Raw genomic sequence first — 25,995 nt, 5'->3', positions numbered from 1 at the left:
CGGCCTCAGTCCTCCCCCTTGCGCATACCGCATAGCAACGGCATACCGCGGACACCCGCCGACGTCACTCCCGACAACGCAGCGGAAAGGTCAGTAACAGGCGGCCACCTGGGAGCCGCCGTGCGGACGCATCGGCTCGATGTCCAAAGCGTCGTCCCCCACTTTGAACTGGATCTTCGTCTCGTCCAGTCCGAGCTGCCGGTCTTCAGCCACCAGCTCCTCGTACCGCTGGAGCGTGACACTGCCGACCTTGGTACTTGCGGGCATCAGGCCCACCCCCTGCGGCCGGGGCGTCGGTTCTCCCTGCCGGCGACAAGCCCCGGCCCCACACCACGAGCGTCAACCCCTGGCCAGATCCACAGCAACCACTGGCCAGGCCAACTGTGTAGGGGCCTTCCGAATCAGGTTCTGACCGATGTACGCGCCTCCGGAAAACGCATCGTGCCGGTCTGCCCCTACGTGGCGAAGTTCCTCGACAAGTACGACGAATTTGCCGACAACACCGACCCTGTCTCCCTCGAAGTCCTGCAGTGGCTGAAGAGCGTGCGGGCACACTGACCGCCCGCGCCACCACCAGCTCTGCAGGGGTAGTGGGCGTGCCTCGGCCGGGGCTGGGCGTTTCTTGGCCGGGGCTGGGCGTGTCTTCATTCCTGGTGGGCGGTCGACGCGAGGACGCCGTCGAGGAGGTCACGCAGCTGGGAGCGGGCGGTGATGCCCAGCTTGGGGAAGCTGCGATAGAGGTGCGAACTGACGGTGCGCGGGGAGAGGAAGAGCTTCTCGCCGATCTCGCGGTTGGTCAGTCCGCGGGCGGCGAGCCTGATGATCTGCTGCTGTTGCGGGGAGAGCGCGGCGAGCGCATCGGGGGCCGTGTCCATGACGTCGAGGCCGGCAGCGCGCGATTCGGCCCGCGCGCGCTCGATCCACGGGCGGGCACCCAGGCGGCGGAAGATCTCCAGGGCGTCGGCGAGCGGCGCCCGCGCCTCCGCGATGCGTCGCCGGCGCCGCAGCCATTCGGCGAGATCGAGCAGGGTCTGGGCGCGTTCGAAGGGCCAGTGCGCGAGGACCGGGTCGGCCAGGGCAGCCCGGAAGTGCGACTCGGCATGCTCGGGGTCGGCCAGCAGGCCGCGGGCTCGGCTGAGCAGCGCGTGTAGGCGGGGTGAGGCGTTGTCCCCGAGCGCGCGTGCGCAACGCTCGACGATCGCGGCGGCGTCCTCGCGGCGGCCGCTGCGCACCGCGGCGGCGGCCAGATCCGCGAGGGCCGGGAAGGAAGCGTGATAGTGCACGGGCTCGCCATCTCCCGTGAAAACCAGGCGTAGTTGGTCGTAGGCGGTCACGTACGCGCCGTCCGCAGCCGCCGCGGCGCCGAGCGCCCGACGGGCGTAGACCGCAACCGAGCGACTTTCCAGCGGGTCGATCAGAGCGAGCGCCTCATCGGCCCGCGCGCGAGCTGCCGGTGTGTCCCCCTGGTAGGCCAACACGGTGGCATCCACGGCGGCCGCACAGGCCGCGGCGTGGTCCAGGCCGGCTGCCTGGCCGACCGCGGTGGCGCGGGCGCAGGCCTCCCGGGCCTGGTCCCACCGTCCTCGTTCCACGTAGGCCCAGGCGACCGCGCCACCCAGGCCCTCCGGCAGCGCCCCTTGCGCCTGCCAACGGTCGAGGGCCTGGTCGAAGGCGCGGACGGCCTGCGGGGTCTCGTCCAGCAACCACGCCATGATCCCGACGGTGGTGAGCCGCTCCGGCCGGGCTTCCGCCTCGGCGATCAACTGCGGAAGCACGGCGACGAATTCGTCCCTGCCGCCGAAGGGATCCGACACGACCCTCACCCAGGTGCGCAAGCCTGTGGATGAGGCGTCCTCGGGAAGGCGTCCCAGAATGTCATGGATACGGCGGCGCTGGGCGTCCTCTCCGGAATAGAAGCGGACCACGGCGGCGTCGGCCAAGAGGCCCAGCGCGGCGGCCGGCTGCGAGACCGCCCATCCCTCGGCGGCGTCGGTCAGCCGGGAGAAGACCGTGGTGTGGCGCAAGGTCAGGATCGCCAGTCGCCCGACCTGCACCGCGGCGGAAGCCAGCAGCGCCGGGTCATCCGTGCGTGCGCGGGCCGCAGCGGTCAGTTCCTCGACCCAAGCGAGGTCACCGGTGAACACGGCCGCCGAAGCGGCTTCGACCAGCAGTCGGGCACTGTCCCAACGCCGCGGTGCCAGCTCCGCCGCGCGCTGGAGGGCCTTGGCCGCCGCCGCGTGGCCGCCGCGGCTGCGGGCCCGATCAGCGGTCCGCGCCAGCTCCGCCGAAACGGCGGCGTCCGGGCCCGAACAGGCGGCGGCCAGATGCCAGGCACCCCGGTCCGGTTCGTCCCGCAGCAGCTCGGCGAGCGTGAGATGAGCCTCGCGCTGGGCCTTCGTGCTCGGCGTTGGGCAGCCAGATGTTGTGCTCGGTGTTCGGCCGCCAGGCTTCGTGCTCGGCGTTGGGCAGCCAGGTGTTCTGCTCGGTGTTCGGCCGCCAGGCTTCGTGCTCGGCGTTGGGCAGCCAGGTGTTCTGCTCGGCGTTCGGCCGCCAGGCGTTGTCCTCAGCTTCGGACAGCCAGACGTTGTCGTCAGTGTCCGAGAGCCCGGTCGGGACGACATTCGGCAGTCCGGCCGGGAGGGCGATCGGGGAGTCGATGCTGTCCATGGCGGCCAGGAGCAGCAGGGCCCGGGTCGTGTGGGCGGGGAGGCCGTCGAGGCAAGCGGCGAAAATCCGCTCCAGGTGATCGGTGAGGGGGAGCGGACCTACGGACGGCAGCCCTGCGGCCACGTCGTGAGCGGTGGCTGCCCTCGTGAGTTCGACCAGTGCCAGGGGGTTGCCGCCTGCTTGGTCGAGGATGCGCGCCCTGGTGTGGCCGGTTGGACTCTTGGGTTGCTGGTCCAGCAGCCGGTTCGCCGCAGCGTTGTCCAACGGTTCGAGGATGAGCGTGGGCACGTGCCGGTCGAACCCCGCGGGGCGGTCGCCGTCACGGGCGGCGATCAGCATCGTGACGGGCTCAGCTCCCAGCCGCCTGGCAGCAAAGGACAGTGCGTCCACGGAAGCACGGTCGAACCACTGCGCATCGTCGAGCACCAAGAGGACGGGCTGTCGGTCGCCCAGAGCGGAGAGCAGGCTCAGCACGGCGACCCCGACCAACAGCAGATCGGGTGCGCCGCTCGCATGTTGGGGCGCGGCCGGCCCCGTGCCGAAGGCGTGCTGTAGCGCGGTGCGCTGCCTCGCCGGCAGTTCGTCCACCGCCGCCAGCAGTGGCCGCAGCAACTGATGCAGTGCTGAGAACGGCAGATTCATCTCCGACTCGCTGCCTTCGGCGCGCAGTACGCGAACACCGCTCGCCTCAGCTCGACGTGCCGCACGGTCCAGCAGGGCACTCTTCCCCATGCCCGTGCCACCGACGAGCATCACCACGGGGTCACCCGACGCTGATTCCACCGCACGAGAGAGGCGCCTCAGCTCCGCACCCCGACCGACGAACGCCTCACCCGGACTCGGCTGCGAGTCCGACTCCGGATCCGACTCCGGACCCGGGTCTGATTCCGGCTCCGGCTCCCACTCCGGCTCCGACTCCCACTCCGACTCCGGATCCAGCTCCGGCTTTCGTTTCGCGACCGCAGCGAGGTCGCCGGTGTGCTCATCCACGGGCCCTCCACGGTTACCACGGATCGTGGCTCACGAACGGGAGCCGCCTTGCGTTGCCCGCCCAGGCTACAAGCGGCCGCGGCACGCCCTGTGGCTCGGTCGTGCGCCCAGGTGCAGTCACGTGACGGATACCCCGGGTGCCGAGGCCGCTCGTACGGTTCAGGAAATCCTCCGAATTTCCAAGGACGCCACATGGACAACGACAACATTACGCTCGGCGATGTCAGCGTCACCCGGGTATGGGAATACTTCGGCTCCGTCGACATGACGCCCGAAACTTTCTTCCCGGAGAGTCCGAAGGAAGTGTGGGAAGACGGCGCCTCCTGGCTGACCCCGCATTTCCTGGGTTCCGATACCAACATCGTGAATTCCGCGATCCAGACCTGGCTGCTGCGCAGCGAGGGCAAGACCATCCTCGTCGATACCGGCGTGGGCAACCACAAGGAGCGCCCGTACGCACCGGTTTGGAGCCACCTCAAGACGGATTTCCTGGCCAATCTCGCCCGGGCCGGGGTCGAGCCCGAGGACGTGGACATCGTGATCAACACACATCTCCACATCGATCACGTCGGCTGGAACACCTACCTGGACGGTCGCCAGTGGGTGCCAACTTTCCCGCGCGCCACTTACCTGATGCCGAAGGTCGACTTCGAATTCTGGAATCCCGAGAACGGCCATAAGCCGCTGCTCGGCCGAGGCAACCAGAACGTCTTCGAGGACAGCGTGGCTCCGGTGCACCAGGCCGGCCAGACACTGCTGTGGGAGAACAGCCACCAGATCGACGCCGGCCTGCGCCTGGATGCGGCTCCCGGTCACACCCCCGGCTCCTCTGTCCTGACCCTTACCTCCGGGACGGACCGCGCGGTGTTCGTCGGCGACATGCTGCACAGCCCGGTACAGATCCTCGAACCGGACGCCAACAGTTGCTTCTGCGAGGACCCCGCGGGCGCCCGCGCCACTCGCCGCAAGGTGCTCGGCTGGGCGGCTGACAACAACGCCCTTGTGATCCCTGCGCACCTGGGCGGCCACGGTGCCGCCGAAGTGGCACGCGAGGGAGACAAGTTCGCCATCAAGGGCTGGGCCCCCTTCGCCCCGTACCCCGAGCAGTCCTGAGTCCCTGCGGAAAGGCACCACCATGAACCACCATCCCACCCCCACCGTGAGCCACCACTCCCTCCCCCTCGTGAACAACGGCTCCCTCCCCGTCGTGGCCACGGCGCACGGAGCCGTTCGCGGCCTGCGTCGGGGCGACACCACCGCCTTCCTGAACATCCCCTACGCTGCCGCCCCTCGCGGCGCGGGCCGGTTCGCGCCGCCGCAGCCGCACGAACCGTGGGACGGCGTGCGGGACGCCACCGTGCCGGGGCCCAACGCGCCGCAGTCCGAGCGCAAGCTCGGCAGCATCGATATGTCCCCTTACTTCGGCACCGGTTGGAGCCGTGGCGAGGACTACCTCACCGTCAACGTCTTCACGCCCGCCGTCGCGGAAGGCGACCTGCCCGTCATGGTCTTCGTCCACGGCGGTGGGTTCGTTGCCGGATCGACGCGGTCCGCGCTCTACGACGGCTCCGCCTTCGCCCGCGACGGCGTCGTCCTCGTCACGCTCAACTACCGGCTCGGCATCGCGGGATTCCTCGACCTCCCCGGCGCGCCGGCCAATCGCGGTCTGCTCGACGTCGTCGCCGCACTGCACTGGGTGAAGGAAAACATCGCCGCTTTCGGCGGTGACCCGCACAACGTCACCCTCTTCGGCCAGTCGGCCGGGGCGACCATCGTCGGCGGCGTCCTCGCCACCCCCGAAGCCGCAGGCCTCTTCCGCACCCCCGAAGCAACAGGCCTCTTCCGCCGGGCGATCATCCAAAGCGGCAGCGGTCTGGGCGCGTTCACCACCGAGCAGGCCGCCCGCGTCACCCAGGCAGCGGCCGCGGCTCTGGGCATCGAACCGCACGTCGACGCCTTCGCGGAAATTCCCGACGAGCGCCTGGTCGAGGCCGCCTCCCGCCTCGCGGGCATCGACTTGCAGACCGCGACCCACCACGACCCGCTGATCGGACTCAGCCCCTTCAGTCTGGTCCTCGACACCCAACCCGCCGAATCCGTCGCCGCCGGCCACAGCGCCGACATCGACCTGCTCATCGGGACCAACACCGAGGAAGGAAACCTCTACCTGGTGCCCGTGGGCCGGTACGCCACCTCCACCGCCGAGGACGTCGACGACGCGGCGGCGCGCTCGCACCCCGAGCCGGCGCTACTCGTCGAGACCTATCGCACGACACGCCCCGAGGCATCCTTCGGCGAGCTGCGCTCCGCCCTCATGGGCGACGCGCTGTTCGGCGCAGGCAGCTGGGCCCTGGCCGGCGCACACACCGCCCACTCCCGATCCGCCACCTACGCTTACGAGTTCGCCTGGCGTTCCCAAGCCTTGAACGGGCAGCTCGGCGCCACCCACGCGGTCGAGCTGCCCTTCGTCTTCGATCTCGCGCACCTCCCGGAGCTGCACGGCCCGGCCGCCCTGCTCGGCCCCGACAAGCCCCCCACGGATCTCGCCGCCCGCATGCATGCCGCCTGGGTCCGGTTCGCCAGGACCGGCAACCCCGGCTGGGCCCCGTACGACACCGAGCGCAGGGCAACCATGCGCATCGACGCCGAATGGACCCAGGTCGACGACCCCCGCAGCCAGGAACGCCATGCCTGGCGCTGCCCCTCGTCCGCCAGACCGCCGACGTCAGCCATGACAGGGGAGTGCCGACGAGCGGGCGCCGGACCAGGCCGGTGGTGAGCTGGGCTGCGGGGGCTTCGTTCAAGCCGGGATGGGAAAGGAGCTCGGGACAGCATTCGAGACCGTTGGCGGGCAGATGGGCAGATGGGCAGATGGGCAGATGGGCAGGCGGGCAGGTGGGCGGACGGACGAGAGTGAGGGGCGATGACGAAAGGACGACACTCCTGTGCACGACGGGGCTGATCGGTCGCAGAGGCTGCACGGCGACCCCGCGTTCAAGGGATTGATCCTGGATTTCGCGGGTGTGCTCACCGAGGACGTGAGAGCGGTACACCGAACATGGTGTGTCCGTGAAGGCCTGGACCCCGAGGCATGGCGGCGTACGCTCAACTCCACCGAGGAGGGACGCCGCCTCTACACCGAGCTGGAAGTAGGCCGGCTGCCGCAGGCGGAGTGGAACGCGGCCACGGCAGCGTTGCTGGGCCTGGAAGACGGTGTCGACTTGATGGGCCGCGCATGGGGCGGCGTGCGGGCAGCTGGACACATGGTGGCACTGGCCAGGGCGGCGCGGGCAGCCGGGTACCGGATGGGTCTGCTCTCGAACAGCTTCGGATTGGACCCCTTCAACCCCTATCAGGCACTAGGAGTATGGGACCTCTTCGACGTGCATGTGATCAGCGAGCTGGAAGGCCTGGCGAAGCCTGACCCGGCCATCTACGACTTGGTATTGGAGCGCATGGGACTGCCTCCGGCCGACTGCATATTCGTGGATGACCATGCGCTGAACCTGCCGCCCGCCGAGGCTCTCGGCATCACCACAGTGCACGCAGTGAGCGAGGCATCCACCGTGAAGCTCTTGGAAGGGCTGTTGGGAGTCCAGGCAACAAGTGCGGCCTGCTAGCTGGTGCCGCGGTTGAACAACAGTCGTTCGCGGTGATCGCTTCGGGGATGTGCTTGTCTGGGCTGATGACACAGCGCGAAGTATGTCTGGAGCCTCTTCGGTCCACGTCCCCGGGTACTGGAGGTCTCGCATCGTTGCTGATGCGGCGACGCAGCACACGCAGGTTCGGGACCCAGCCCCTGAGCATCGCACAAGTCGCCCTCATGGCGCGGGCGGCACAGGGTCGGACTACCGGTGAGCGCCGCTCATGCCCGTCGGCGCACGCGTCGTACCCGCTGACTCTCACAGTGGTGGCGGGCAAGGTCGACGGTCTCGCTGCCGGCATCTACCAGTACGAGCCCGAGCGCGATGCGTTGACTCTGATCGCTGACGGTGACCACCGCGACCGGGTCGCCGGCACCACCCTCGTCGACCACGCCTGGTTGCGTGAGGCAGCGGCGCTACTGCTGCTCAGCGGCGACCTGGAAGCGGCTGTACAGCATTTCGCCGATCAGCAACCGCTGGGGCGGCGGGGCGCGCGGTACGTGTGGCTGGAGGCCGGGCACGCCAGCCAGAACATCTACCTCCAGGCCGCAGAGGCCGACCTGGGGGCCGTGCTCGTCGCCGGGTTCGACGACGACCGGCTCCTTGGCCTCACCCCTGCGGTCGTCCCGTCCGGTCAGCACCCCATGGGGCTGTTCGGCGTGGGTCATCCCGACGATCGGCAGTCCGCCTGAACTGATCGGGGGAGGGGCCACACTCAAGCTCAAGCCGCTCTTCGTCGACGAGTTGGCGGCAGCGGGTGCCTACGCCTTACTACCCGTCAGGTGCAGCGGGAGTTGTCGGAGACGCCAGGCCCCCGGCTGGCGGTGGCGTACTTGGGGTGTGAGTTGGTCGGGGGCGACGGCCAGGGAAAGGCATGGGCAGCGTCGCAGCAGGCGGCCGAGGGCCACCTCGGCCGCCAGCGGGCGAGCGCGAACCAAGGCAGTAGTGCGCGCCGTGACCGAAGCCGACATGGTCCTCTCCGTGATACCAGAACGGGCTGGACCACGTCGCCCTGGCGGATGTGGGTGCCGACCAACTTCAGGTCTTCGGCGGTGTAGCGCAGGCCGGCCATCCGGATCGAACCGCACCGACGGGTCAGTTCGTTTACGGCACGGGGCAGCAGCCCCCGGGGGCACGTTTTTCTGGACGCAAGGGGCCCCGTAACCCCGCCCGCAGTTCAACTCTCGGCCGCCCGCGTCTTGGACGAGGAGATGCGCGCACTGGCCCAGGAAATTCAGCACGCGGCGGGTGACACGATCTGGGCCCCGACCCTCGCCACCGCAAGACAGCATTGCGCACGCATCGAGCCATTGCACGAGCGCTTCAACGGCACCGCCAACAGAATTTTCGCCTCGCTCTTCTGAGCCAGCCACACTCGCCACCCCATGGCGAGTCAAGTACGTGCGCGCCGATGGCGCATGCGTGCGTAGCCGGTGGCACCGGGGGGTTAGGCGCGCGGCTGTGGGCGGAACCCCTCCGGCTCAGTGGCCTTTGCCCGCTTTCGCCGTGGGTTCCTTCTCGGCCCTCGCTGTTTCTCGTACCTTCTCCACGACCGTGTCCTCGGGGCCTATCGGCCGTCCGTCCGCCGCCTGAATCTGCAGGTGACGCAGCGGCTGATTGGTCCGACGGTCCAGCAGGCGGGAGTGGTCCTCGCCGGGGGTGAAGCACTGCTCCTCGCCCCACTGACGGAGGGCGACGATCACCGGGAACAAGGCGCGGCCCTTGTCCGTGAGGACGTACTCGCGGTGTGACCCGCCGCCCGGCGCGGGGACGCTGCGCAGCACCTCCGCTTCCTCCAGTGCACGCAGGCGTGCCGTCAGGATGTTTTTGGCGATGCCGAGGCTCCGATGGAACTCACCGAAGCGTCGGCTGCCGTCGAAGGCGTCCCGCACGATCAGCAGCGACCACCAGTCTCCGATGGCGTTCACCGACCGGGCGACAGGGCAGGGGTCGGCGTCGAAACGGGTGCGGGCGACCATCCGTAGCTCCTCTCCTCCAACTCCCGGAGGCTTTCCAGGTAGTGGTTGCAACATGCTACCTCGCGCGGCTACCGTCACGCTGGTAGCAAGATGCAACCAAGTGAGGCGATCGGGAGGTGCGTTGGGATGGCGAGTCAGTGCTCCGGTCCGACGGCCGGTAGTGGTAGTGGGACCGGCGAACAGGAGACGCGCGCTGCGGCGTCGGGGGCGGGCGCTTCGCCACCGGCCCGGCTCCTGCCCCTGCTCGCCCTCGCCTGCGGCAGCTCTGTTGCCACGGTTTACTTCGCCCAGCCCCTGTTGGTGACCCTCGGCGAGCGATTTGCGCTCAGTCCTGGGCTGCTCGGTGCGATCGTCACCGCGACTCAACTCGGCTACGCAGCAGGCCTGCTGACGCTCGTGCCGTTGGGTGACCTACTCGACCATCGTCAGCTGATCACCGGTCAGTTAGCACTGTTGACACTCGCGCTGCTGGCCGCTGGGCTGGCGCCCGGGGTGGTGGCACTGCTCGGTGCACTCGCCATGGTGGGTCTGCTCGCCGTCGTCGCCCAGACGATGGTCGCGGCGGCTGCCGACCTGACCCCACCCGCCCGGCGCGGCCGCGCCGTCGGAACCGTCACCGGCGGCATCGTCACCGGAATTCTGCTGGCCCGCGCCGTCGCCGGGCTCCTCGCCGACCTCGCTGGCTGGCGGGCGGTCTATCTGACGGCGGCCGGCGTCACCGCCGTCCTTGCCCTGCTGCTACGTCGCGTTCTGTCCGCGAGCACCAGGCCGCCCGCGAGGGTGCGCGACGTATCGTACGGACAACTGGTCGCCTCGACCGTCACGTTGTTCGCCCGCCACCCCTTGCTGCGGATCCGAGGTGCGCTCGCCCTGCTGGTGTTCGCGGCCTTCAGCACGTTGTGGAGCGGTATGGCGCAGCCCCTGAGTGGTCCGCCGTGGTCGCTGTCGCACACCGCGATCGGCGCGTTCGGGCTCGCCGGGGCGGCCGGGGCCGTCGCCGCCGGAGTGGCCGGGCGTTGGAACGATCGGGGACTCGCCCAGCGGACGACCGGCGTCGGCCTCGCCCTGTTGGCGCTCTCCTGGCTCCCGATCGCTCTGACCGGGCACTCGCTGTGGGCGCTGGCCATCGGCGCCGTCCTGCTGGACTTCGCCGTGCAGGCCGTGCACGTCACCAACCAGACCCTGATCCACGCCGTCCGCCCCGACGCAGGCAGCAGAATCATCGGTGGCTACATGGTCTTCTACTCGACAGGCAGCAGCCTCGGCGCCCTCGGCTCTTCCCTCGCCTACGCGACGGCGGGCTGGCCGGCCGTAACAGCACTCGGCATGGCCTTCAGCCTCGCCGCCCTGCTCCTGTGGGCAGCAACCCGGCGTGCATGACTGTGACTGCCCGCTGACGGCTCAGCATCACCTGATCGTCCGATCGTCCCCGGGCCCGGCTCGCGGCGGGGTGGATGGTGCACGGGCAGGGCCCAGGCACCCAGAATTCCGCGGCTGACAGGAAAACGGGAGAGCGAACATCGCGCCAGCCAGCCAGCCAGCCAGCCAGCCAGTCAGTCAGCCGGGTGGCCGGCCGAGCGGCTACCCGATCAGCCAGCTGGGTTCGGTTGGCCCTCGCTTCCGACGCCGCGCAGCTTCTCCCGAAACGCCGGGACGCCATCTGGGCGACAACTGCTCTGTCGCATACGTTGATCAGGCGCACACAGCACCGGCACCTTGCTTGCAGGGAAGGAGCAGCACCATGACCACGCTGTCCGAGGATCTGCGGAAGTACATCGACGACAACCCGGTCTTCGCGACCGTAGCCACCATCCAGCCCGACGGCAGCTCTCAACTCTCGGTCGTCTGGATCAAGCGGGACGGGGACGACCTGTTGTTCTCCACGACCATCGGCCGACGCAAGGAGCGGAACCTGCGGAGGGACCCGCGGGTGACCGTCATGATCAATCCGCCGACCGCCCCCTACACCTACGCCGAGATCCGCGGCGAGGTGACCATGACCCGCGAGGGCGGCCAGGAGCTGATCGACGAACTCTCCCGCAAGTACACCGGCAAAGACTACGCAGCCTTCAACCCCGCCGCCGCGGAAGACAATGAGCGGGTAGTCGTCCGTATCCGCCCCCGCAAGGTCGTCGGCAGCCTCTGAGATCGATGCGCCGCGCTCCGTGAGTTTCGGTGAGTCTCCGCGGCCTTCGGTGGGCCCCGCGAGCCTCGATCCTCAATCCTCGATCCTCAATCCTTGATCCTCGTGGCGTCCGGGCCCCGTGAGCCTCCCTGGCTTGCGGGGCGCCGCCGGCAACAATTTCGAACTGGCCATCGCGGTGGCCAGTCGGGGAAAGGCCGAGTCGATCGGACACCTATCGTGAGGAGCGTGGAGCACAGCGACGACGTCCGGAGAGCCGTACCGGCATGGCTGCTGCCCGGCGACTTCCTGGCCGGTGGTGACCGGACACGAGCCCGTCGGACCCCACGGGACTGGGCGATCGACTCCCTGACTTTCGGCGCCGCGGTCGTGCTGGGGCTGGTGGTCTGCGGCATCGTCCAGCAGTACGATCGCCCCTCGGACTGGCTCGTGGCCGTCGATCTCCTGCTGGGCGGACTGGCCTGTGTGTCGTTGTGGTGGCGCCGGAGCGCTCCACTGATCGTGGCGTTGCTCGCGTTGCCGGCCGTTGCCGTCTCCAGCAGTGCGCTCCCCGCGGGCTTTGTGATCACCGTGAACCTCGCGCTGCGGCTACCTTGGCGACGCTCGCTCTCGGTGCTCGGTCTGTACTTGGCGGCAAGCCTGCTCGGCACACTGCTCGTTCAGGGGTTCAGCGCGGACGGCATGGTAGGTGTCGCCTTCGCGCTCGCGTACTACCTGGTCGCTTTCGCCTGCGGCAGTACCTTGAGGGCCCGACGGCTGTGGGCCCTCGCGGTACGACGGGAGGCTGACCTGGAGCGCGCGGACCACGCCCGGCGCCTGGCCGACACCCGCCGCACGGAGCGCGAGGCCATCGCCCGCGAAATGCACGACGTGCTGGCCCACCGCATCTCACTGTTGTCGGTGCACGCCGGTGCGCTGGCCTACCGCGCCAAGCAGTCCGCCGCCGGCAGTGGTCCAGGGCTCGATGGCACCGAGATCTCCGACAGCGCTCAGATCATCCGGGACAACGCCCACCAGGCGCTGGGCGAATTGCACGATGTCCTGCTGGTACTGCGCACGGGCGACGGCGAACCGACGGCCCCGCAGCCGCGTCTGGCCGACGTGCCGCGCTTGGTGAAGGAGGCCAGAGCCGCGGGACAGGACGTCGACTTCCACGACGACTTCCACGACGACGTCCACGCTGAAGACGACGCGCACAACGAAGACGAGGTTCACAACGAGGACGAGGCCCGTAACGAAGACGAGGCCCATAACGAAGGCGACGCTCACAGTGACGACGGCGTCCACGACGAAGACCACGTCCACGGCGAAGACCACGTCTACGATGGAAATGACATCCACAACGCACCGCGCGATGCGCTGGGGGAGCCGTACGAGGCGCTCGGACCCGAGGCGTCACCGCTGCGCCCGCAGCTTCAGCGTACGGTGTATCGGGTGGTCCAGGAGGGCCTGACCAACGCGCGCAAACACGCACCGGGAGCGAAGGTGACCGTACGGCTGGCCGGCAGGCCGGGCTCGGACCTGACGATCGAGATTGCCAACCGTGCGCCCGCCGGAGTGCGGACGCCGGACATCCCGGGAACCGGAGCCGGCCTGACCGGGCTGGCCGAGCGGGTGCGGCTGGACGGCGGCCTGCTCGAACACGGCAACGAAAACGGGACGTTCACGCTGCGGGTCACACTGCCCTGGACCGCGGAGTGACAGCAGTGATCCGAGTGCTGTTGGTCGATGACGACCCGCTGGTGCGGGCCGGGCTGACGATGATGCTGCGCGGCGCGTCCGACATCGAAGTCGTCGGCGAGGTGGCGGACGGTGCGGGCGTGGCCGAGGCCGTCCGGCGACACACTCCGGACGTCGTGCTGATGGACATCCGGATGCCGGTCATGGATGGGCTCACCGCAACCCGGACGGTGGCAGGTGGGGAGCACGGCGGTGCCGGCGGTGACTGTGACCGTGCACCCCAGGTCATCGTGCTGACCACCTTCGATGCCGACGGTCTCATCCTGGACGCCATGCGGGCGGGGGCCGCGGGGTACCTGCTCAAACACACCGAACCCGAGGAGATCGTCGAGGCGGTGCGCCGGTCAGCCCGCGGCGAGCCGGTGCTCTCCCCGGCGGCGGCACGCACGCTGATCGACCATGCCGCGACCGGCACCGACGGTCGCACCGAGCAGGCGCGGCGCACGCTTGCCTCGCTCTCCGACCGGGAGCGCGAGGTTGCCCGTGCGGTGGCCGAAGGGTTGTCCAACGCCGAGATCGGGCAGCGTTTGCACCTGTCCACCGGCACGGTCAAAGCCCACCTGTCGAGTGCGCTGACCAAGCTGGACCTGGACAATCGCATCCAGCTCGCCCTGCTGGCCCACGATGCGCAGGCCGACTGACGGGGGCCGGATGGCCGATGGCCCCATACCGCCCAGCGATGGGATGCGGCGATAGGACGCAGCGATGGGATGCGACGATAGGACGCAGGTGGTCGGGCGGTCCGGAAGATGTGGCCGGGTGGCCAGTACCCATAGCCGGTCGGCCGATGTGACGGCCGCGGTGCGTGCCTAGCATCGGGTGAATGATCCACCTACGTAGGTCCCGGCGCCGGTGGCGACCGGTCTTCGCCCTGCTCCTGCTGGCCCCCTTGGTCGGCGAATTTCTCCTCGGCAACGCACCGATCACCGCAATCGCGGGCCTGCCCTTCCTGATTCCGCTGTACGGCTGCGGAGCCTTGCTCATCCGGGAGGTCGCACGGCACACGGGGCGGGGCTGGCCGACGATGCTGCTGCTCGGTGCGGCCTACGGGCTGTTCGAGGAGGGGCCGGTCGATCAGATGCTCTGGAACCCTCACTACGGCGGATTCGACTTCGGCCTCACCTATGCGGGAACGCACGTGCCCCTGCTCGGTACCAGCGTGGCGCTGCTCCAGGACGTCGTGTCGATGCACATGATCTGGAGCACCTGCGTACCGATCGCACTCGTCGAGTCCTTCCGACGCGAGCCGCGGCGTCCCTGGCTCGGCCGTTCCGGCCTGATCGTCACCACATTGGTGTTCGTGACGGGGTCAGTGCTCTTGGCCGCCTCGCAGTACGCTGCCAACGGCCACTTCATGGCCTCTTGGTGGCAGTGGACCGTCGGCGCCATCATGATCATCGCTGTGGTTGCCGCGGCCCTCCTGACCGGCCGGAACCCGAGGCCGACCACCGGTACCGTTGCCCCACAGCCGGTCACCCACACCACTTCCCCTCGCCTGGCCACTCGCACCGCTGCCCCTCGTCCGCGGCTGGCGGGATGCGCGGCCTTCGCCCTCACCAGCGCCTACTGGGTCGGCCAGTCGGTATTGCGGGATCACGTACCGGACTGGAGTGTGGCGGCATTCTGGCTGGTCCTGGCGATCCTGGCCGTGGTTCTCGGCATCCGCTGGTCGCGCCGCAGCGGCTGGGGGAGCGAGCACCGTGTCGCCATGGCCGTTGGCGCTTTGCTGACCTACGTCTGGGTGGGCGTCGTCCATGCGATGGACATGGGCATGCCGCCGATCATCGGCCTGACCGGCAACACGATCTTCGGAGCGGGCGCACTGATCCTGGCCGCGGTCGCCGTCCGCGCGGTACGGCGCTCATACCGACACCGCACCGCCGCCACGCCGACGACCGCGACACCATCTGTTGCATCTACATCCACATCTACACCTGCATCTGCTGCGCACCCTGCGACCTCACCCCGAACACTTGACGTCGAGGAAGACGGTCACTGAGCGGTTTCGTCGGCGGCGGCATCGGCGGCGACATCGGCGATGACGTCGGCGAGTCGGTGCAGCTGAGCGGTGAGTGCGCGGCGTTCCTGCGGTGTGAAGTGCGAGAGGGCCTGGAGCTGGCGTCCCCGTAGTTCTGTCCGCATGGCTGCGAGCTGGTCGGCGCCGTCTTCGGTGAGGCGAATCAATACCTGGCGTTCATCCTGTTCGGAGCGTCGCCGAGTGACCACTCCGCCGGCTTCGAGCTGTTTGAGCATGCGTGTGGCGGTGGGGACGCTGACCTCGGCGCCGGAGGCGAGCCTGCCGACCGGCATTCCCTCGCCCCGGGCGTCCTCCATGAGGGGTTCCAGCAGGGCCACCTGAGACATGGAGAGGCCGGCCGTGGACTGGCCGACGGTCGCGGCCCGCGAGCGGCGCATGACGTAGAACAGCTGGTCAGCGGCGCGCGCCAACGCCTCCACGCCTTCCGTGTCGGCGGCGTGATCTGCCCGACCCACCCCTTCCACCCCTTCCACTCGATCCACCTGATCCAGCCGGTACCAGGACGCCGTCACCCTCGCCCGTGCCGTCAACGACTACGGTGCCGAGGTCGTCAAGGACCGCCCCGACCGCTTCGGCCACTTCGCCAGCATCCCGCTGCCCGACGTCGACGCCGCCGTGACCGAGGCCGTCCACGCGCTCGACACCTCAGGTGCGGACGGCGTCGTGCTGATGTCCAGCGTCCATGGCCGCTACCTGGGCGACCCCGACTTCGAGCCGCTGTGGGCCGAACTCGACCGCCGCAATGCCAATGTCTTCGTCCACCCCGCACAGCCGCCGATGCCCCTGCTGCCCGGCACGCCCGCCCCGCTCGCCGACTACGTCTTCGACACCACCCGCACCGCACTCAACCTGGTGCTCAACGGCGTCATGGACCGGTACCGCAACGTACGCGTGATCCTCTCCCACGGCGGTGGCTTCCTCCCGTACGCCGCCTATCGCTTCTCGGGGCTGACCTCCACCGTCGTCGCCCCGGCCCGCAAGGCCGAGGACATCCTGCGCGACCTCAAGCGCTTCTACTTCGACACCGCGCTGTCCGCCAGTCCCAGTGCGCTGCCCGCCCTGCTCGCCTTCGCCGAACCCGGGCACGTGCTGTACGGCAGCGACTGGCCCTTCGCTCCCCAGGACGCGGGCACCTACTACAACCACTACCTGGAGACCTACCCCGACTACGTTCCAGGCCAGGCCGACGCGATCAATCGACACAACGCCGAGGCGCTCTATCCCCGTCTCATCGCCTCGCCCCGGCCTGTGTCCTGAACGGTCCCACCGCTGAGAAAAGCCCGCCGGAGTGGGCCGGATTCTTCAGGCACGCGTCCCAGCTCACGTCGCCTGAGACCACACGGTCGCCATGCATGAACGGTGTGCTGAACGATATGCGGTCGCGTCGTCATGAACGGTGTGCCGAACGGCGTGCGGTCGCGATGAACGGTGTGCTGAACGACGTACTGAACGGGCGGGGTCCCGCCGGTCCGACCGGCGGGACCCCGCCTGGCCTCAGATCATGAGCAGAAGTCGTGTGTTCGGTACCAGCTTTCGGTTCACGCTGGTGCTCTGCACGAAGATCGTGAAGTCGTCGTTGCGGTCCGGACTGATGCGGACTTCGGTGTCCGGCAGGCCGAGCAGGGAGCGGGCCTGCGGTCCCGTGTACACCCGGTCCGTCTTCTTCTCCAGCACCGCGATCTGCTTCCGCGGCTGGATCTTCTCGGACTTACTCAGCTGGTAGAAGGCGCAACCGGTGCGGTAGGTGTGCCCGCATTCGATGACCCATTCCCGTATCGCCGCTGCGCGAGCCACCGGAATCAGTTGGTACTCGGATGGGTTCACCGGCGTGAGGCCGGCAGCCTTGATGGTGTCCTTGTTCACCGCCTCCGCACCCGTGGAGAACACCGCTCGTGATCCTCGGATGCCCTTGGCCCGGCCCACCATGAAGTTCTCGGTGGCCTGCTGGATGACCTGGCCTGCCTCCTCCAGTCCCTGGGTGCTCGTGGCGTCCCAGATGGCGATGTTGTCCTTCGGGAAACCACACTGCATGGCCTCGCGCTTGCCCATCTGGTCCGGCACAAGGACGGCCAGCGTCCAGTTGTCCTCCTGCGTCGCGATCATCTCGGACACGGCCTGCACCAGATTGCGCGGCACATCGGTCGTGACGTCCGGGCAGCGATGACTCGCGTTCTCCTGACCGTCGGTCAGCACGAACGTCAGGAAGCTGTGGTCGCCGTACAGTTGGGCGGTCTGCGCCAGCTCTCGCTGCGACTTCAGTGTGGCCGCCAGCAGAGCGGTCATTCCTCCGGCGCGGTAGTGCTCCTTCAGGGACGGCATCCGCAGCACGTCCTTGTCGTAGATGACGCACTCCACCTTGTCGGCGAAGACGTACACCGTGACGCGAGTTTCCTGGCCCAGCTCCTGCGATCGGCGGGCCAGGTAGGCGATCTGCTGGTCGGCGACGTCGACGACCTTGCGGCTCAGGTGTGACATGGACGAACTGGCATCCAGCACAAGAGCAACGTGGTTGATGTAGTTCTGGCTTCCGGACATGAGCGCTCCCCCTCTTCTCACTCGGTGTCCCTACCTTCTCATCCACCACTGACAATCGATCTTGGTCGCCAGGCCGGCGGCGGGGACCGCCTCGATCGGTTGGCCCGGACGCCACCGGTTGCACGCTTACCGACTGCACGCTTACCGGTTGCACACTCACCGGGCACCCTTGGTGTGGTCGGTCGGCGGAGTGGGTCGGTCGGCGGAGTGGGTCAGTCGCGGGGCGGGTCAGTCGCGGGGTGGGTCGGTTGCGGAGTGGGTCCGTCGCGGGGTGGGTCGGTCGCGGGCGGGGCCGTGCTGTTCCTGACGACGAGGTCGGTGGCCAGTTCGAGGCGTGTGGTGACCGGGGCCTGTGCCCGGATGTGCAGCAGCATCTGGGTCGCCTCCTCGGCCATCCGGCGCAGTGGCTGGTGCACCGTGGTCAGGGCCGGGCTGGACCAGCGGGCGACCGGTACGTCGTCGTAGCCGACGACGGACAGGTCGTGGGGGACGCGCAGGCCGCTGACGCGCGCGGCTTCCAGAGCGCCCAGGGCCTGCAGGTCGCTGCCGGAGAAGATGGCGGTCGGTGGGTGGGGGAGTGAGAGCAGTTTCATGGCCCCGTCGTAGCCGCCTTCGACGTGGAAGTCGCCGTACAGGATGAGATCGGGGTCGATCTCCAGGCCTGCCATGCTCATCGCCGAGCGGTACCCGTCCAGGCGTGCCAGCGAGCAGAGCATGTCCTCGGGACCGGTGATGATGCCGATGCGGCGGTGCCCGGACTCGATGAGGTGGCGAGTGGCTGCGAGCCCGCCGCTCCAGTTGGCCGAACCCACTGACGGGACGTCGGGGTCGGGGTCGCCGGCGGGGTCGATGATGACGAAGGGGATGGCGCGCGAGCGGAGCTGCTGTTTGACCTCTGCCGGGAGGGCGGAGAAGACCAGGACCACGCCGAGCGGTCGGCGTTGGAGTACGCCTTCGATCCAGTCGGGTCCGGGAGCCTGCCTGGTGCCGCTTTCGGTGAGGACGACGGCGGCCTGGTGGGCCTTGGCCACGTTTTCCACGCCGCGGATCAGCTCCATCGCCCAGATGCTCTCCAGCTCGTGGAAGACCAGCTCGATGAGTGGTGCCTCCTGGGCCGAGCGGGTCGTGCGTCGGTAGGCGTGCTCCTCCAGCAGGCGTTCCACCTTGTGCCTGGTCGGTGCGGCTACATCCTGTCGCCCGTTGAGGACTTTCGAAACTGTCGAGAGGGAAACCCCGGCCTTCTTGGCCACCTGGGCCAGGGTGACACGGCCCGACTCTTCGTCATCGCGCATGGGAAGGAGCATAGAGCACCGACAACTGTGGCTGCAGTGTCACAAGTTGATAACTCGCTCACTGAGGGTTGACCCGTCGGAGTGGGCAGTCCTAGCTTCCCGACGACGCATGAAGTTTCGGAAGTTATATCGAAAAAGTTTCGAAAGGTGTGGGCGATGAGACGACGTGTACGGGCCCTGCGGAACGCCATGTTGGGGAATGCCATGCTGCGCAATGCCAAGCTGCGGAACGCGTCGGTCGGTGGTGTGGCGCTGGCCCTGACACTGACCCTGACGGCATGCGGCGGTGGCGCCGGAGCGGCGGGCGGGGACGACGGCAAGATCCACGTCCTGGTCTACGGCGACAGCGCGAACAAGGTGGAGAAGCGGATCATCGCCACCTTCAACAAGACCTCGAAGGTCAAGGCCGTCCTGGACACCATTCCGGGCGCCGACTACCAGGCGAAACTGCAGACCATCATCAACAGCGAGCAGGCCCCTGACGTCTTCTTCAACTGGGGCGGCGGCAGCATCAAGCCGTTCGTCGACGCCGGACTGCTGATGCCACTGGACCGATTCATCGCCAAGGACCCGGGCCTGAAGGACAAGTTCCTGCCCGCCGTGTTCAAGAGCGCGGAGGTGAACGGGAAGCCGTACGGCGTTCCCATGCGCGGCACCCAGCCGGTGCTGCTCTTCCACAACAAGAAGGTGCTTCGCGACGCCGGCATCGAACCGCCGAAGACGTGGGAGGACCTGCTGGCAGCGGTGCGGACGCTGAAGGCCAAGGGCATCACGCCGATCGCCCTGGGCGGCGGCGACAAGTGGCCCACACTCATGTGGTTCGAGTACCTCTACGACCGGGTGGCCGGGCCCGGACTGTTCCAGAAAGCGCTGGCCGGGGACAAGGACGCCTGGGCGAGCGCCGACAGCAAGAAGGCCCTCGGCATGCTGAAGGACCTGAAGGACGCCGGGGCTTTCGGCACGCACTACGACTCGGTGAAGTTCACCGACCAGGGCTCGCCCACCCTCCTGGCCACGGGCAAGGCCGGATTCGAGCTGATGGGCTCGTGGGAGTACTCCACCCAGCAGGAGAGCCACCCCGACTTCGCCGAACACGACCTCGGCTACGGCACCTTCCCGTCGGTCGACGGCGGCAAGGGCGACACGGCCAACCTCGTCGGGAACACCAACAACTTCTACTCGGTGCTGAAGAAGACCAAGCACCCCGAGGCCGTCGAGAAGTTCCTGAAGCTCCAGTACTCGGACGAGTTCGTCAAGGCGCAGCTCGGCATCGGCAACCTGCCCACGACCACGAACACCGAGAAGTTCCTCGACACCGCCGCCGACCCGGACTTCGCCCGCTACCAGTACGACCACGTCGAGAAGGCACCCGCGTTCCAGCTCTCCTGGGACCAGGCGTACCCGCAGACCGCGACGGTCGGCATGCACCAGGCCGTACAGCAGTTCCTCAGCGGAGCGCTCGACGAGGCCGGGTTCATCAAGGCCATGCAGGCCCTGCCCACGTCCTGACCGCGCGCAGGCCTGCCCACCTCCTGACTGCGCCTCGCTCTCCGACTTGGACCCCCTCTCATGACCCCCACCGCCACCGGCGTCAACCGGCCGAGCTTCGCCTGGGCGGCCCCCGCCGCCGTCTTCTTCGGCCTCTTCGCGCTCCTTCCGCTCGTCCTGGTAGCCGTGCTCTCCTTCGCCCACTGGGACGGGCTGAGCGCCCCGCACTTCACCGGACTGGACAACTGGCGCACGCTCTTCGACGACCCCGTCATGCTCAAGAGTCTGTGGTTGAGCGTCCTGCTCACCGCCCTCGGCGTCGCCGTCCAAACGCCGCTGAGCATCCTGCTCGGCGTCTGGGCGGCGGGCCACCAGCGCAACCGGGCCGTACTCTCCGCCATCTACTTCATCCCCCTGCTGCTGTCGGCGGCGGCCGTGTCCGTCCTGTGGCGCGCCGTCCTCGACCCCAACTTCGGTGTGCCCGCACACGCCACCTGGCTGTTCGGTGAAGGCAACCTCTTCGGCGAGCAGGGCAGCGCCATCGGCGTACTCGTCTTCGTGAGTGCGTGGCAGTTCACACCGCTGCACACGCTGATCTACCAGGGAGCGGCGCGGGCGGTGCCCCGAGTCCTCTACCAGGCGGCCCAGATCGACGGCGCCGGCAGGGTACGGCAGTTCTTCCACATCACCCTGCCGCAGCTGCGCAACAGCGTCATCACGTCCACGATCCTGATGGTGGTGGGCGGACTGACGACCTTCGACACCGTCCTCATCCTCACCCAGGGCGGCCCCGGCACCGACACCACCATCAGCGCCTACTACATGTACCAAAAGGCCTTCAAGAACTTCGACTACGGAACGGCCTCGACGATCGGCGTGCTGCTCGTCCTGGTCGCCACCGTCATCTCGCTGATCGTGGTGCGCCTCTCGGGCTACGACAGGATGCGCAGCACGATGGAGGGCCTGTGAGCAAGCGCCGTCTCAGAGAACCCGTGAGCGAGCGTCGTCTCAGAGGACGTGTGAGCAACTCCCGTACCAACTATCTCGCCGGCTTCGGCTCCCTGATCTGGCTCTTCCTGGTCGGACTGCCGCTGTACGCGATGCTCGTCGCCACCTTCCAGTCCCGGGCCGACTACGCGGCCAACGGACCGCTGGCCCTGCCGAAGACCTTCACGCTCGACAACTACATCAGGGACTTCGGCAACGGATTCGGGCAGTACTTCCTCAACACCGCCCTGGTCACCGTGTGCGTCGTAGGCATCGTCGTGCTCCTCGTGCCGCCGCTGTCGTACGCCATCGTGCGCAGCCGCAGCAGAACGACACACATGGTCTTCCGGCTGTTCCTGCTGGGCCTGGCCATCCCCGCCCAGGCCGTCATCGTGCCCATGTTCTACGTCATGAGCGAGGCCGGCCTCTACGACAACCTCATCGGCGTCATCCTGCCGACCGCCGCCTTCGCCATGCCGGTGTGCGCCCTGATCCTCAGCGGCGTGATGCGCGACATCACACCGGAGCTGTACGAGGCGATGACGATGGACGGCGCTTCCTCCCGGCGGGTCTTCTTCCAGCTGGTTCTGCCGCTCTCGCGCAGCGGTCTCTCCACCATCATCGTCTTCTCCGCCCTGCAGGCATGGAACGGATTCCTCTTCCCCCTGGTGCTCACGCAATCCGCCGACACCAAGGTCATCACCATGGGCCTGTACGACTTCCAGACCGAGCACGGGGTCGACATCCCGGGCCTGCTCGCCGCGGTCGTGCTGTCCATGGTCCCCATCCTGCTCGTCTATCTGTTCGCCCGCCGCGCCCTGGTCCAGGGCCTCATGGGCGTCGGAGGAAAGTGACCGGCCACGTGTCTGCAACGACCGACCACACCGAACACACCGAACACGCCGCACGCACCGAACACGCCGACCACACCGAACATGCCGCACGTGCCGAGCGCACTCAACGCACCGAGCGTGCCGAACACACCGAAACGACCGGCCTCCCGCTGTGGCGGGACGCGGCCCGCGAGCCGGGGGAGCGGGCCGATGCCCTGCTCGCCGAGATGACACTGGAAGAGAAGATCGCCCAGCTCTTCGGGGTGTGGGTCGGCGCCTCCGCCGAGGGCGCCGAAGTCGCCCCGCACCAGCACGACATGGAGGAGCCGGCGCCCCTGGAGGACCTGCTGCCGTACGGGCTCGGCCAGCTGACCCGGCCGTTCGGGACCACCCCCGTCGACCCCGCACTCGGCGCGCTGTCGCTGCTGCGCACCCAGCGCCGGATCGCCGCCGCGAACCGCTTCGGTATCCCGGCACTCGCGCACGAGGAGTGCCTCGCGGGTTTCGCCGCCTGGGGTGCGACCGCCTACCCCGTACCCCTCTCCTGGGGCGCCACCTTCAACCCCGTACTCATCGAGGAGATGGCGAGGGCGATCGGCCGTGACCTGCGCGCGGTCGGCATCCACCAGGGCCTCGCCCCGGTCCTGGACGTCGTGCGCGACGCCCGCTGGGGGAGAGTGGAGGAAACCATCGGCGAGGACCCCTACCTCGTCGGCACGATCGGCACCGCGTATGTACGCGGCCTGGAGGCCGCCGGCATCGTCGCCACCCTCAAGCACTTCGCCGGCTACTCCGCCTCCCGCGCCGGACGCAACCTCGCTCCCGTCGGCATGGGTGCCAGAGAACGCGCCGACGTCATCCTGCCGCCGTTCGAGATGGCCGTGCGCGAAGGTGGCGTCCGTTCGGTGATGCACGCCTACACCGACACCGACGGCATCCCGTCCGCGACCGACGAACGGCTGCTCACCGGCCTGCTCCGGGATGCCTGGGGCTTCGAGGGAACGGTCGTCGCCGACTACTTCGGGATCGCCTTCCTCCAGACCCTGCATGGAGTCGCCGGCAGCCTCGGCGAAGCCGCCGCCGCGGCACTCACCGCGGGCGTCGACGTGGAACTCCCCACCGTCAAGGCGTTCGGCGCACCGCTGCGCGCGGCGCTCGCCGAAGGTCTGGTGTCCGAGGCGGTCGTGGACCGCGCCGTGCACCGGGTTCTGAGACAGAAGGCCCAGCTGGGGCTGCTCGACGCGGACTGGGACCCGACACCGGCGGTGCTCGCCGACACGGACGCGGCTACGTCCGCTACGAGTGCGGGTAAGGCCGACACCAATGCGGGTGCGACGACCGGTCTGCGTGGCACCGTCGACCTCGACACGGCGGAGAATCGTGCCCTGGCCCGCCGCGTCGCCGAGCAGGCCATCGTCCTCCTCCGCAACGACGGCACGCTGCCGTTGGACGGCGAACGCACCCCACCACGCATCGCGCTCATCGGACCCAACGCCGCCACACCCACCGCGGTACTCGGCTGCTACGCCTTCCCCGTCCATGTGGGCAGCCAGCACCCACACGTGCCCGCGGGCATCCAACTCCCCACACTGTACGAGGCGCTGACCGCCGAATTCCCCGAGAGCGAGGTCGTCACCGCCGCCGGGTGCGACATCGACGGCGCCGCAACCGACGGCTTCGCCGCGGCCGTCGAGCTGGCCCGCAGCGCCGACCTGGTGATCGTCTCACTCGGCGACCGGGCCGGGCTCTTCGGCCGCGGCAGCAGCGGCGAGGGCTGTGACGCCGGCTCCCTGGCCCTGCCCGGAGTACAGCAGCAGCTGCTCGACACACTGCTGGACACCGGCACTCCGCTCGTCCTCACCCTGCTCGCCGGCCGGCCCTACGCCCTGGGACGCGCGACGACCGAGGCCGCCGCCATCGTCCAGACGTTCTTCCCCGGTGAGGAGGGCACGAGGGCCGTCGCATCCGTCCTCAGCGGACGCGTGGCCCCGGCGGGCCGGCTCCCCGTCAGCGTGCCCAGGCTCCCGGACGCACAGCCCGCCACCTACCTCGCAGCCCGCCTCGGCCGCGCCACCGAGGTCTCCAACATCGATCCCACCCCCGCCTTCGGCTTCGGCCACGGACTGACGTACACCACCTTCGACTGGTCCCAGCTCGTCACGGCTCGCGAAGTGGCTGACACCGGCGAAGAGTTCGAGGTCGCCTGCACCGTACGCAACACCGGCACACGCGCGGGCACCGAGGTGGTCCAGCTGTACCTGCACGATCCCGTCGCCTCCGTGGTCCAGCCCGTCCAGCGCCTCATCGGGTACGTACGCCTCGACCTCGCCCCGGGCGAGGAGGCGGAGGTACGCGCGACCGTCCCCGCCGACCTGGCGTCCTTCACCGGCCGCGACGGCCACCGCATAGTCGAACCCGGCGATCTGGAACTGCGCTTCAGCGCCTCCAGCACGGACACCCGCCTGACGGCCCGGGTCCGCCTCAGCGGCCCGGTACGCACGGTGGACCACCGGCGGCGGCTGCATGCGGACTTCTACGTAACGCATCGTCAGGAGCGGTCGAATGCTGCTTGACGTCCGTCACTGTCACTTGCCCGGCTGACCGATCGGAGGGGAGACGTCCGGCTTCGCTCGCGTCGGCCTGCGCGCCGAAGCCGGACCCGAGAACCGCCATCCGTGCCGGGGCCGGGGCCGGGGTCGGGGTTGGGGCCGGGGTCGGCCCAGGACGACTCCGGCCAGGACCAGAAGTAGTCCGCACACCTGCTGGGCGGTCAGTACCTCTCCGGCGACCACCGTGCCGAGCAGCACGCCTGTCACCGGGTTGAGCAGTCCGATCAGGCCGACGGTACCCGCCGGCAGGTGCCGTAGCCCGGTGAACCAGGCGACGAAGGCGAGCGCGGTGGCGACCAGGGCGACGTAGCCGAAGGCGAGGAGCGTCGGTGGGGAAGGTGCGGGTGGCGGGCCCTCCACGGCTGCGGCGACCGGGAGCAGGAACAGGCCTCCGGCGGTGAGTTGCCAGGCGGTCGAGGTGAGTACGTCGGCCCCCGCACTCCATCGTTTGGTCAGGATGTGCCCGAAGGAGGAGACGAGCATGGCGGCGGCCGAGGCAAGGACTCCCGCCATGCTGGTCCCGCGTACCCCCGTGAACAGCATGAGGCAGACCCCGCCGAGCCCCACCGCGGCGGCCGCCAGGTGCACGATGCTGGGCCGCTCGGAGACCAGGGGCCAGGCGATGAGCATCATCGTCAGCGGCGAGACCGCCATGACGATCGAGGCGACGCTCGTCGGAAGCAGTTGTGAGGCGGCATAGACGAGGACGAAGAACACGCTCATGTTGAGCAGCCCGAGCACCGCGAACCGCCACCACCAGGCACCGCGCGGCCGCTGTCTGCGCAGGGCCAGCAGGATGAGGCCGGCGGGCAGTGCCCGCAGGGCGGCCCCGTAGAGCGGGCGGTCGGCCGGGAGGAACTCGTGCGTGACGAAGTAGTTGGTTCCCCAGGCCACCGGCGCGACTGCGGTCAGCGCCACCCAGCGCATATTAGCTTCCACGGAAGTCAATATAGCTTCCAGGGAAGCTACTATGCATCCATGGAACCCCGGCAATCACCGTCACCCCGGCAATCACCGTCATCCGGGCGATCGTCATCACCCCGGCAATCG

At 68.8% G+C, this 25,995-nt stretch carries 20 protein-coding genes and 3 pseudogenes; 16 read left to right on the top strand and 7 right to left on the bottom strand.

What is annotated here, in order from left to right:
- Positions 1–90 precede the first annotated feature (90 nt).
- Entirely contained in the window at positions 91–267 is a 177-nt protein-coding gene (locus tag IF20_RS39630; RefSeq protein ID WP_199896909.1) for a hypothetical protein, read from the bottom strand.
- Positions 268–399: 132 nt separating this feature from the next.
- Between IF20_RS39630 and IF20_RS40335 the strand changes: the two are divergent.
- Positions 400–558 (top strand): annotated as a pseudogene (locus IF20_RS40335) (N-acetyltransferase); the annotation flags it as partial.
- Between the two features lie 86 nt (positions 559–644).
- Here the strand turns inward: IF20_RS40335 and IF20_RS35490 are convergent.
- Positions 645–3,471: pseudogene (locus tag IF20_RS35490) on the bottom strand (AAA family ATPase).
- A gap of 378 nt (positions 3,472–3,849) precedes the next feature.
- Here IF20_RS35490 and IF20_RS35485 point away from each other — a divergent pair.
- From IF20_RS35485 to IF20_RS39620, 5 genes are all read left to right on the top strand, one after another.
- Positions 3,850–4,770 carry an MBL fold metallo-hydrolase gene (locus IF20_RS35485; protein WP_052869572.1) on the top strand — a complete coding sequence of 307 codons (921 nt, stop codon included), beginning with the start codon at positions 3,850–3,852 and terminating at the stop codon, positions 4,768–4,770.
- A 22-nt stretch (positions 4,771–4,792) separates the two neighbouring features.
- The gene (locus IF20_RS35480) at positions 4,793–6,436 is read left to right on the top strand and encodes a carboxylesterase/lipase family protein (RefSeq protein WP_110944860.1); all 1,644 of its coding nucleotides are present in this window, start codon (positions 4,793–4,795) and stop codon (positions 6,434–6,436) included.
- Positions 6,437–6,602: 166 nt separating this feature from the next.
- Positions 6,603–7,277: an HAD-IA family hydrolase gene (locus IF20_RS35475; protein ID WP_234426975.1), complete on the top strand. Its 675-nt coding sequence runs from the start codon at positions 6,603–6,605 to the stop codon at positions 7,275–7,277.
- A 47-nt stretch (positions 7,278–7,324) separates the two neighbouring features.
- Entirely contained in the window at positions 7,325–7,993 is a 669-nt protein-coding gene (locus IF20_RS35470; protein ID WP_324605623.1) for a SagB/ThcOx family dehydrogenase, read from the top strand.
- 507 nt (positions 7,994–8,500) lie between these two features.
- Complete coding sequence (locus tag IF20_RS39620) at positions 8,501–8,665, top strand: hypothetical protein (protein ID WP_199896906.1); 165 nt, start codon at positions 8,501–8,503, stop codon at positions 8,663–8,665.
- Positions 8,666–8,782: 117 nt separating this feature from the next.
- Here the strand turns inward: IF20_RS39620 and IF20_RS35465 are convergent, their stop codons facing one another.
- Positions 8,783–9,280, bottom strand: a complete 498-nt coding sequence (locus IF20_RS35465; RefSeq protein WP_052869570.1) for a winged helix-turn-helix transcriptional regulator — start codon at positions 9,278–9,280, stop codon at positions 8,783–8,785.
- 126 nt (positions 9,281–9,406) lie between these two features.
- Here IF20_RS35465 and IF20_RS35460 point away from each other — a divergent pair, with 126 nt between their 5' ends.
- From IF20_RS35460 to IF20_RS35435, 5 genes are all read left to right on the top strand, one after another.
- Positions 9,407–10,660: an MFS transporter gene (locus IF20_RS35460; protein ID WP_110944858.1), complete on the top strand. Its 1,254-nt coding sequence runs from the start codon at positions 9,407–9,409 to the stop codon at positions 10,658–10,660.
- Positions 10,661–11,021: 361 nt separating this feature from the next.
- Positions 11,022–11,426 (top strand): PPOX class F420-dependent oxidoreductase, encoded by a 405-nt coding sequence (locus tag IF20_RS35455; protein WP_052869569.1) that lies wholly within the window; start codon positions 11,022–11,024, stop codon positions 11,424–11,426.
- A gap of 366 nt (positions 11,427–11,792) precedes the next feature.
- Positions 11,793–13,124, top strand: a complete 1,332-nt coding sequence (locus tag IF20_RS40330; RefSeq protein ID WP_407702608.1) for a sensor histidine kinase — start codon at positions 11,793–11,795, stop codon at positions 13,122–13,124.
- A gap of 5 nt (positions 13,125–13,129) precedes the next feature.
- Complete coding sequence (locus tag IF20_RS35440) at positions 13,130–13,804, top strand: response regulator (protein ID WP_052869567.1); 675 nt, start codon at positions 13,130–13,132, stop codon at positions 13,802–13,804.
- A 248-nt stretch (positions 13,805–14,052) separates the two neighbouring features.
- Positions 14,053–15,162, top strand: a complete 1,110-nt coding sequence (locus tag IF20_RS35435) for a hypothetical protein (protein WP_199896905.1) — start codon at positions 14,053–14,055, stop codon at positions 15,160–15,162.
- On the opposite strand, the gene IF20_RS35430 is transcribed toward IF20_RS35435, so the two are convergent.
- Positions 15,156–15,674, bottom strand: a complete 519-nt coding sequence (locus tag IF20_RS35430) for a MarR family winged helix-turn-helix transcriptional regulator (protein WP_052869566.1) — start codon at positions 15,672–15,674, stop codon at positions 15,156–15,158. The genes IF20_RS35435 and IF20_RS35430 overlap by 7 nt on opposite strands.
- Before the next feature lie 40 nt (positions 15,675–15,714).
- On the opposite strand from IF20_RS35430, the pseudogene IF20_RS35425 reads away from it, so the two are divergent.
- A pseudogene (locus IF20_RS35425) lies at positions 15,715–16,458 on the top strand (amidohydrolase family protein); the annotation flags it as partial.
- Between the two features lie 237 nt (positions 16,459–16,695).
- Here IF20_RS35425 and IF20_RS35420 read toward each other — a convergent pair.
- Together IF20_RS35420 and IF20_RS35415 are read right to left on the bottom strand one after the other, a co-directional pair.
- Positions 16,696–17,736 carry a vWA domain-containing protein gene (locus IF20_RS35420; RefSeq protein ID WP_052869565.1) on the bottom strand — a complete coding sequence of 347 codons (1,041 nt, stop codon included), beginning with the start codon at positions 17,734–17,736 and terminating at the stop codon, positions 16,696–16,698.
- Positions 17,737–17,948: 212 nt separating this feature from the next.
- Positions 17,949–19,040, bottom strand: a complete 1,092-nt coding sequence (locus tag IF20_RS35415; RefSeq protein ID WP_052869564.1) for a LacI family DNA-binding transcriptional regulator — start codon at positions 19,038–19,040, stop codon at positions 17,949–17,951.
- Between the two features lie 192 nt (positions 19,041–19,232).
- On the opposite strand from IF20_RS35415, the gene IF20_RS35410 reads away from it, so the two are divergent.
- The 4 genes from IF20_RS35410 to IF20_RS35395 all read left to right on the top strand — a co-directional run bounded on the left by IF20_RS35410 (position 19,233) and on the right by IF20_RS35395 (position 24,909).
- Positions 19,233–20,537, top strand: a complete 1,305-nt coding sequence (locus IF20_RS35410) for an ABC transporter substrate-binding protein (protein ID WP_052869563.1) — start codon at positions 19,233–19,235, stop codon at positions 20,535–20,537.
- A 60-nt stretch (positions 20,538–20,597) separates the two neighbouring features.
- Positions 20,598–21,485 carry a carbohydrate ABC transporter permease gene (locus IF20_RS35405; protein WP_052869562.1) on the top strand — a complete coding sequence of 296 codons (888 nt, stop codon included), beginning with the start codon at positions 20,598–20,600 and terminating at the stop codon, positions 21,483–21,485.
- Between the two features lie 50 nt (positions 21,486–21,535).
- On the top strand, positions 21,536–22,357 hold the full coding sequence (locus IF20_RS35400; RefSeq protein WP_052869561.1) for a carbohydrate ABC transporter permease: 822 nt from the start codon (positions 21,536–21,538) through the stop codon (positions 22,355–22,357).
- A 206-nt stretch (positions 22,358–22,563) separates the two neighbouring features.
- On the top strand, positions 22,564–24,909 hold the full coding sequence (locus tag IF20_RS35395; RefSeq protein ID WP_110944861.1) for a beta-xylosidase/alpha-l-arabinosidase: 2,346 nt from the start codon (positions 22,564–22,566) through the stop codon (positions 24,907–24,909).
- 12 nt (positions 24,910–24,921) lie between these two features.
- On the opposite strand, the gene IF20_RS35390 is transcribed toward IF20_RS35395, so the two are convergent.
- The gene (locus tag IF20_RS35390; RefSeq protein WP_110944857.1) at positions 24,922–25,872 is read right to left on the bottom strand and encodes an EamA family transporter; all 951 of its coding nucleotides are present in this window, start codon (positions 25,870–25,872) and stop codon (positions 24,922–24,924) included.
- Positions 25,873–25,995 lie beyond the last annotated feature (123 nt).

Origin of the sequence: Streptomyces niger, from assembly GCF_000718305.1 — a bacterium.
GTDB classification, from domain to species: Bacteria; Actinomycetota; Actinomycetes; order Streptomycetales; family Streptomycetaceae; genus Streptomyces; species Streptomyces niger.
This window is presented reverse-complemented; position numbering and strand designations above follow the sequence as displayed.

Coding starts and splice junctions, on each gene's coding strand:
- IF20_RS39630 (WP_199896909.1), bottom strand. CDS start 267: ATGCCCGCAAGTACCAAGGTCGGCAGTGTCACGCTCCAGCGGTACGAG.
- IF20_RS35485 (WP_052869572.1), top strand. CDS start 3,850: ATGGACAACGACAACATTACGCTCGGCGATGTCAGCGTCACCCGGGTA.
- IF20_RS35480 (WP_110944860.1), top strand. CDS start 4,793: ATGAACCACCATCCCACCCCCACCGTGAGCCACCACTCCCTCCCCCTC.
- IF20_RS35470 (WP_324605623.1), top strand. CDS start 7,325: ATGTGCTTGTCTGGGCTGATGACACAGCGCGAAGTATGTCTGGAGCCT.
- IF20_RS35465 (WP_052869570.1), bottom strand. CDS start 9,280: ATGGTCGCCCGCACCCGTTTCGACGCCGACCCCTGCCCTGTCGCCCGG.
- IF20_RS35460 (WP_110944858.1), top strand. CDS start 9,407: ATGGCGAGTCAGTGCTCCGGTCCGACGGCCGGTAGTGGTAGTGGGACC.
- IF20_RS35455 (WP_052869569.1), top strand. CDS start 11,022: ATGACCACGCTGTCCGAGGATCTGCGGAAGTACATCGACGACAACCCG.
- IF20_RS35420 (WP_052869565.1), bottom strand. CDS start 17,736: ATGTCCGGAAGCCAGAACTACATCAACCACGTTGCTCTTGTGCTGGAT.
- IF20_RS35415 (WP_052869564.1), bottom strand. CDS start 19,040: ATGCTCCTTCCCATGCGCGATGACGAAGAGTCGGGCCGTGTCACCCTG.
- IF20_RS35410 (WP_052869563.1), top strand. CDS start 19,233: ATGCTGCGCAATGCCAAGCTGCGGAACGCGTCGGTCGGTGGTGTGGCG.
- IF20_RS35405 (WP_052869562.1), top strand. CDS start 20,598: ATGACCCCCACCGCCACCGGCGTCAACCGGCCGAGCTTCGCCTGGGCG.
- IF20_RS35395 (WP_110944861.1), top strand. CDS start 22,564: ATGACACTGGAAGAGAAGATCGCCCAGCTCTTCGGGGTGTGGGTCGGC.
- IF20_RS35390 (WP_110944857.1), bottom strand. CDS start 25,872: ATGCGCTGGGTGGCGCTGACCGCAGTCGCGCCGGTGGCCTGGGGAACC.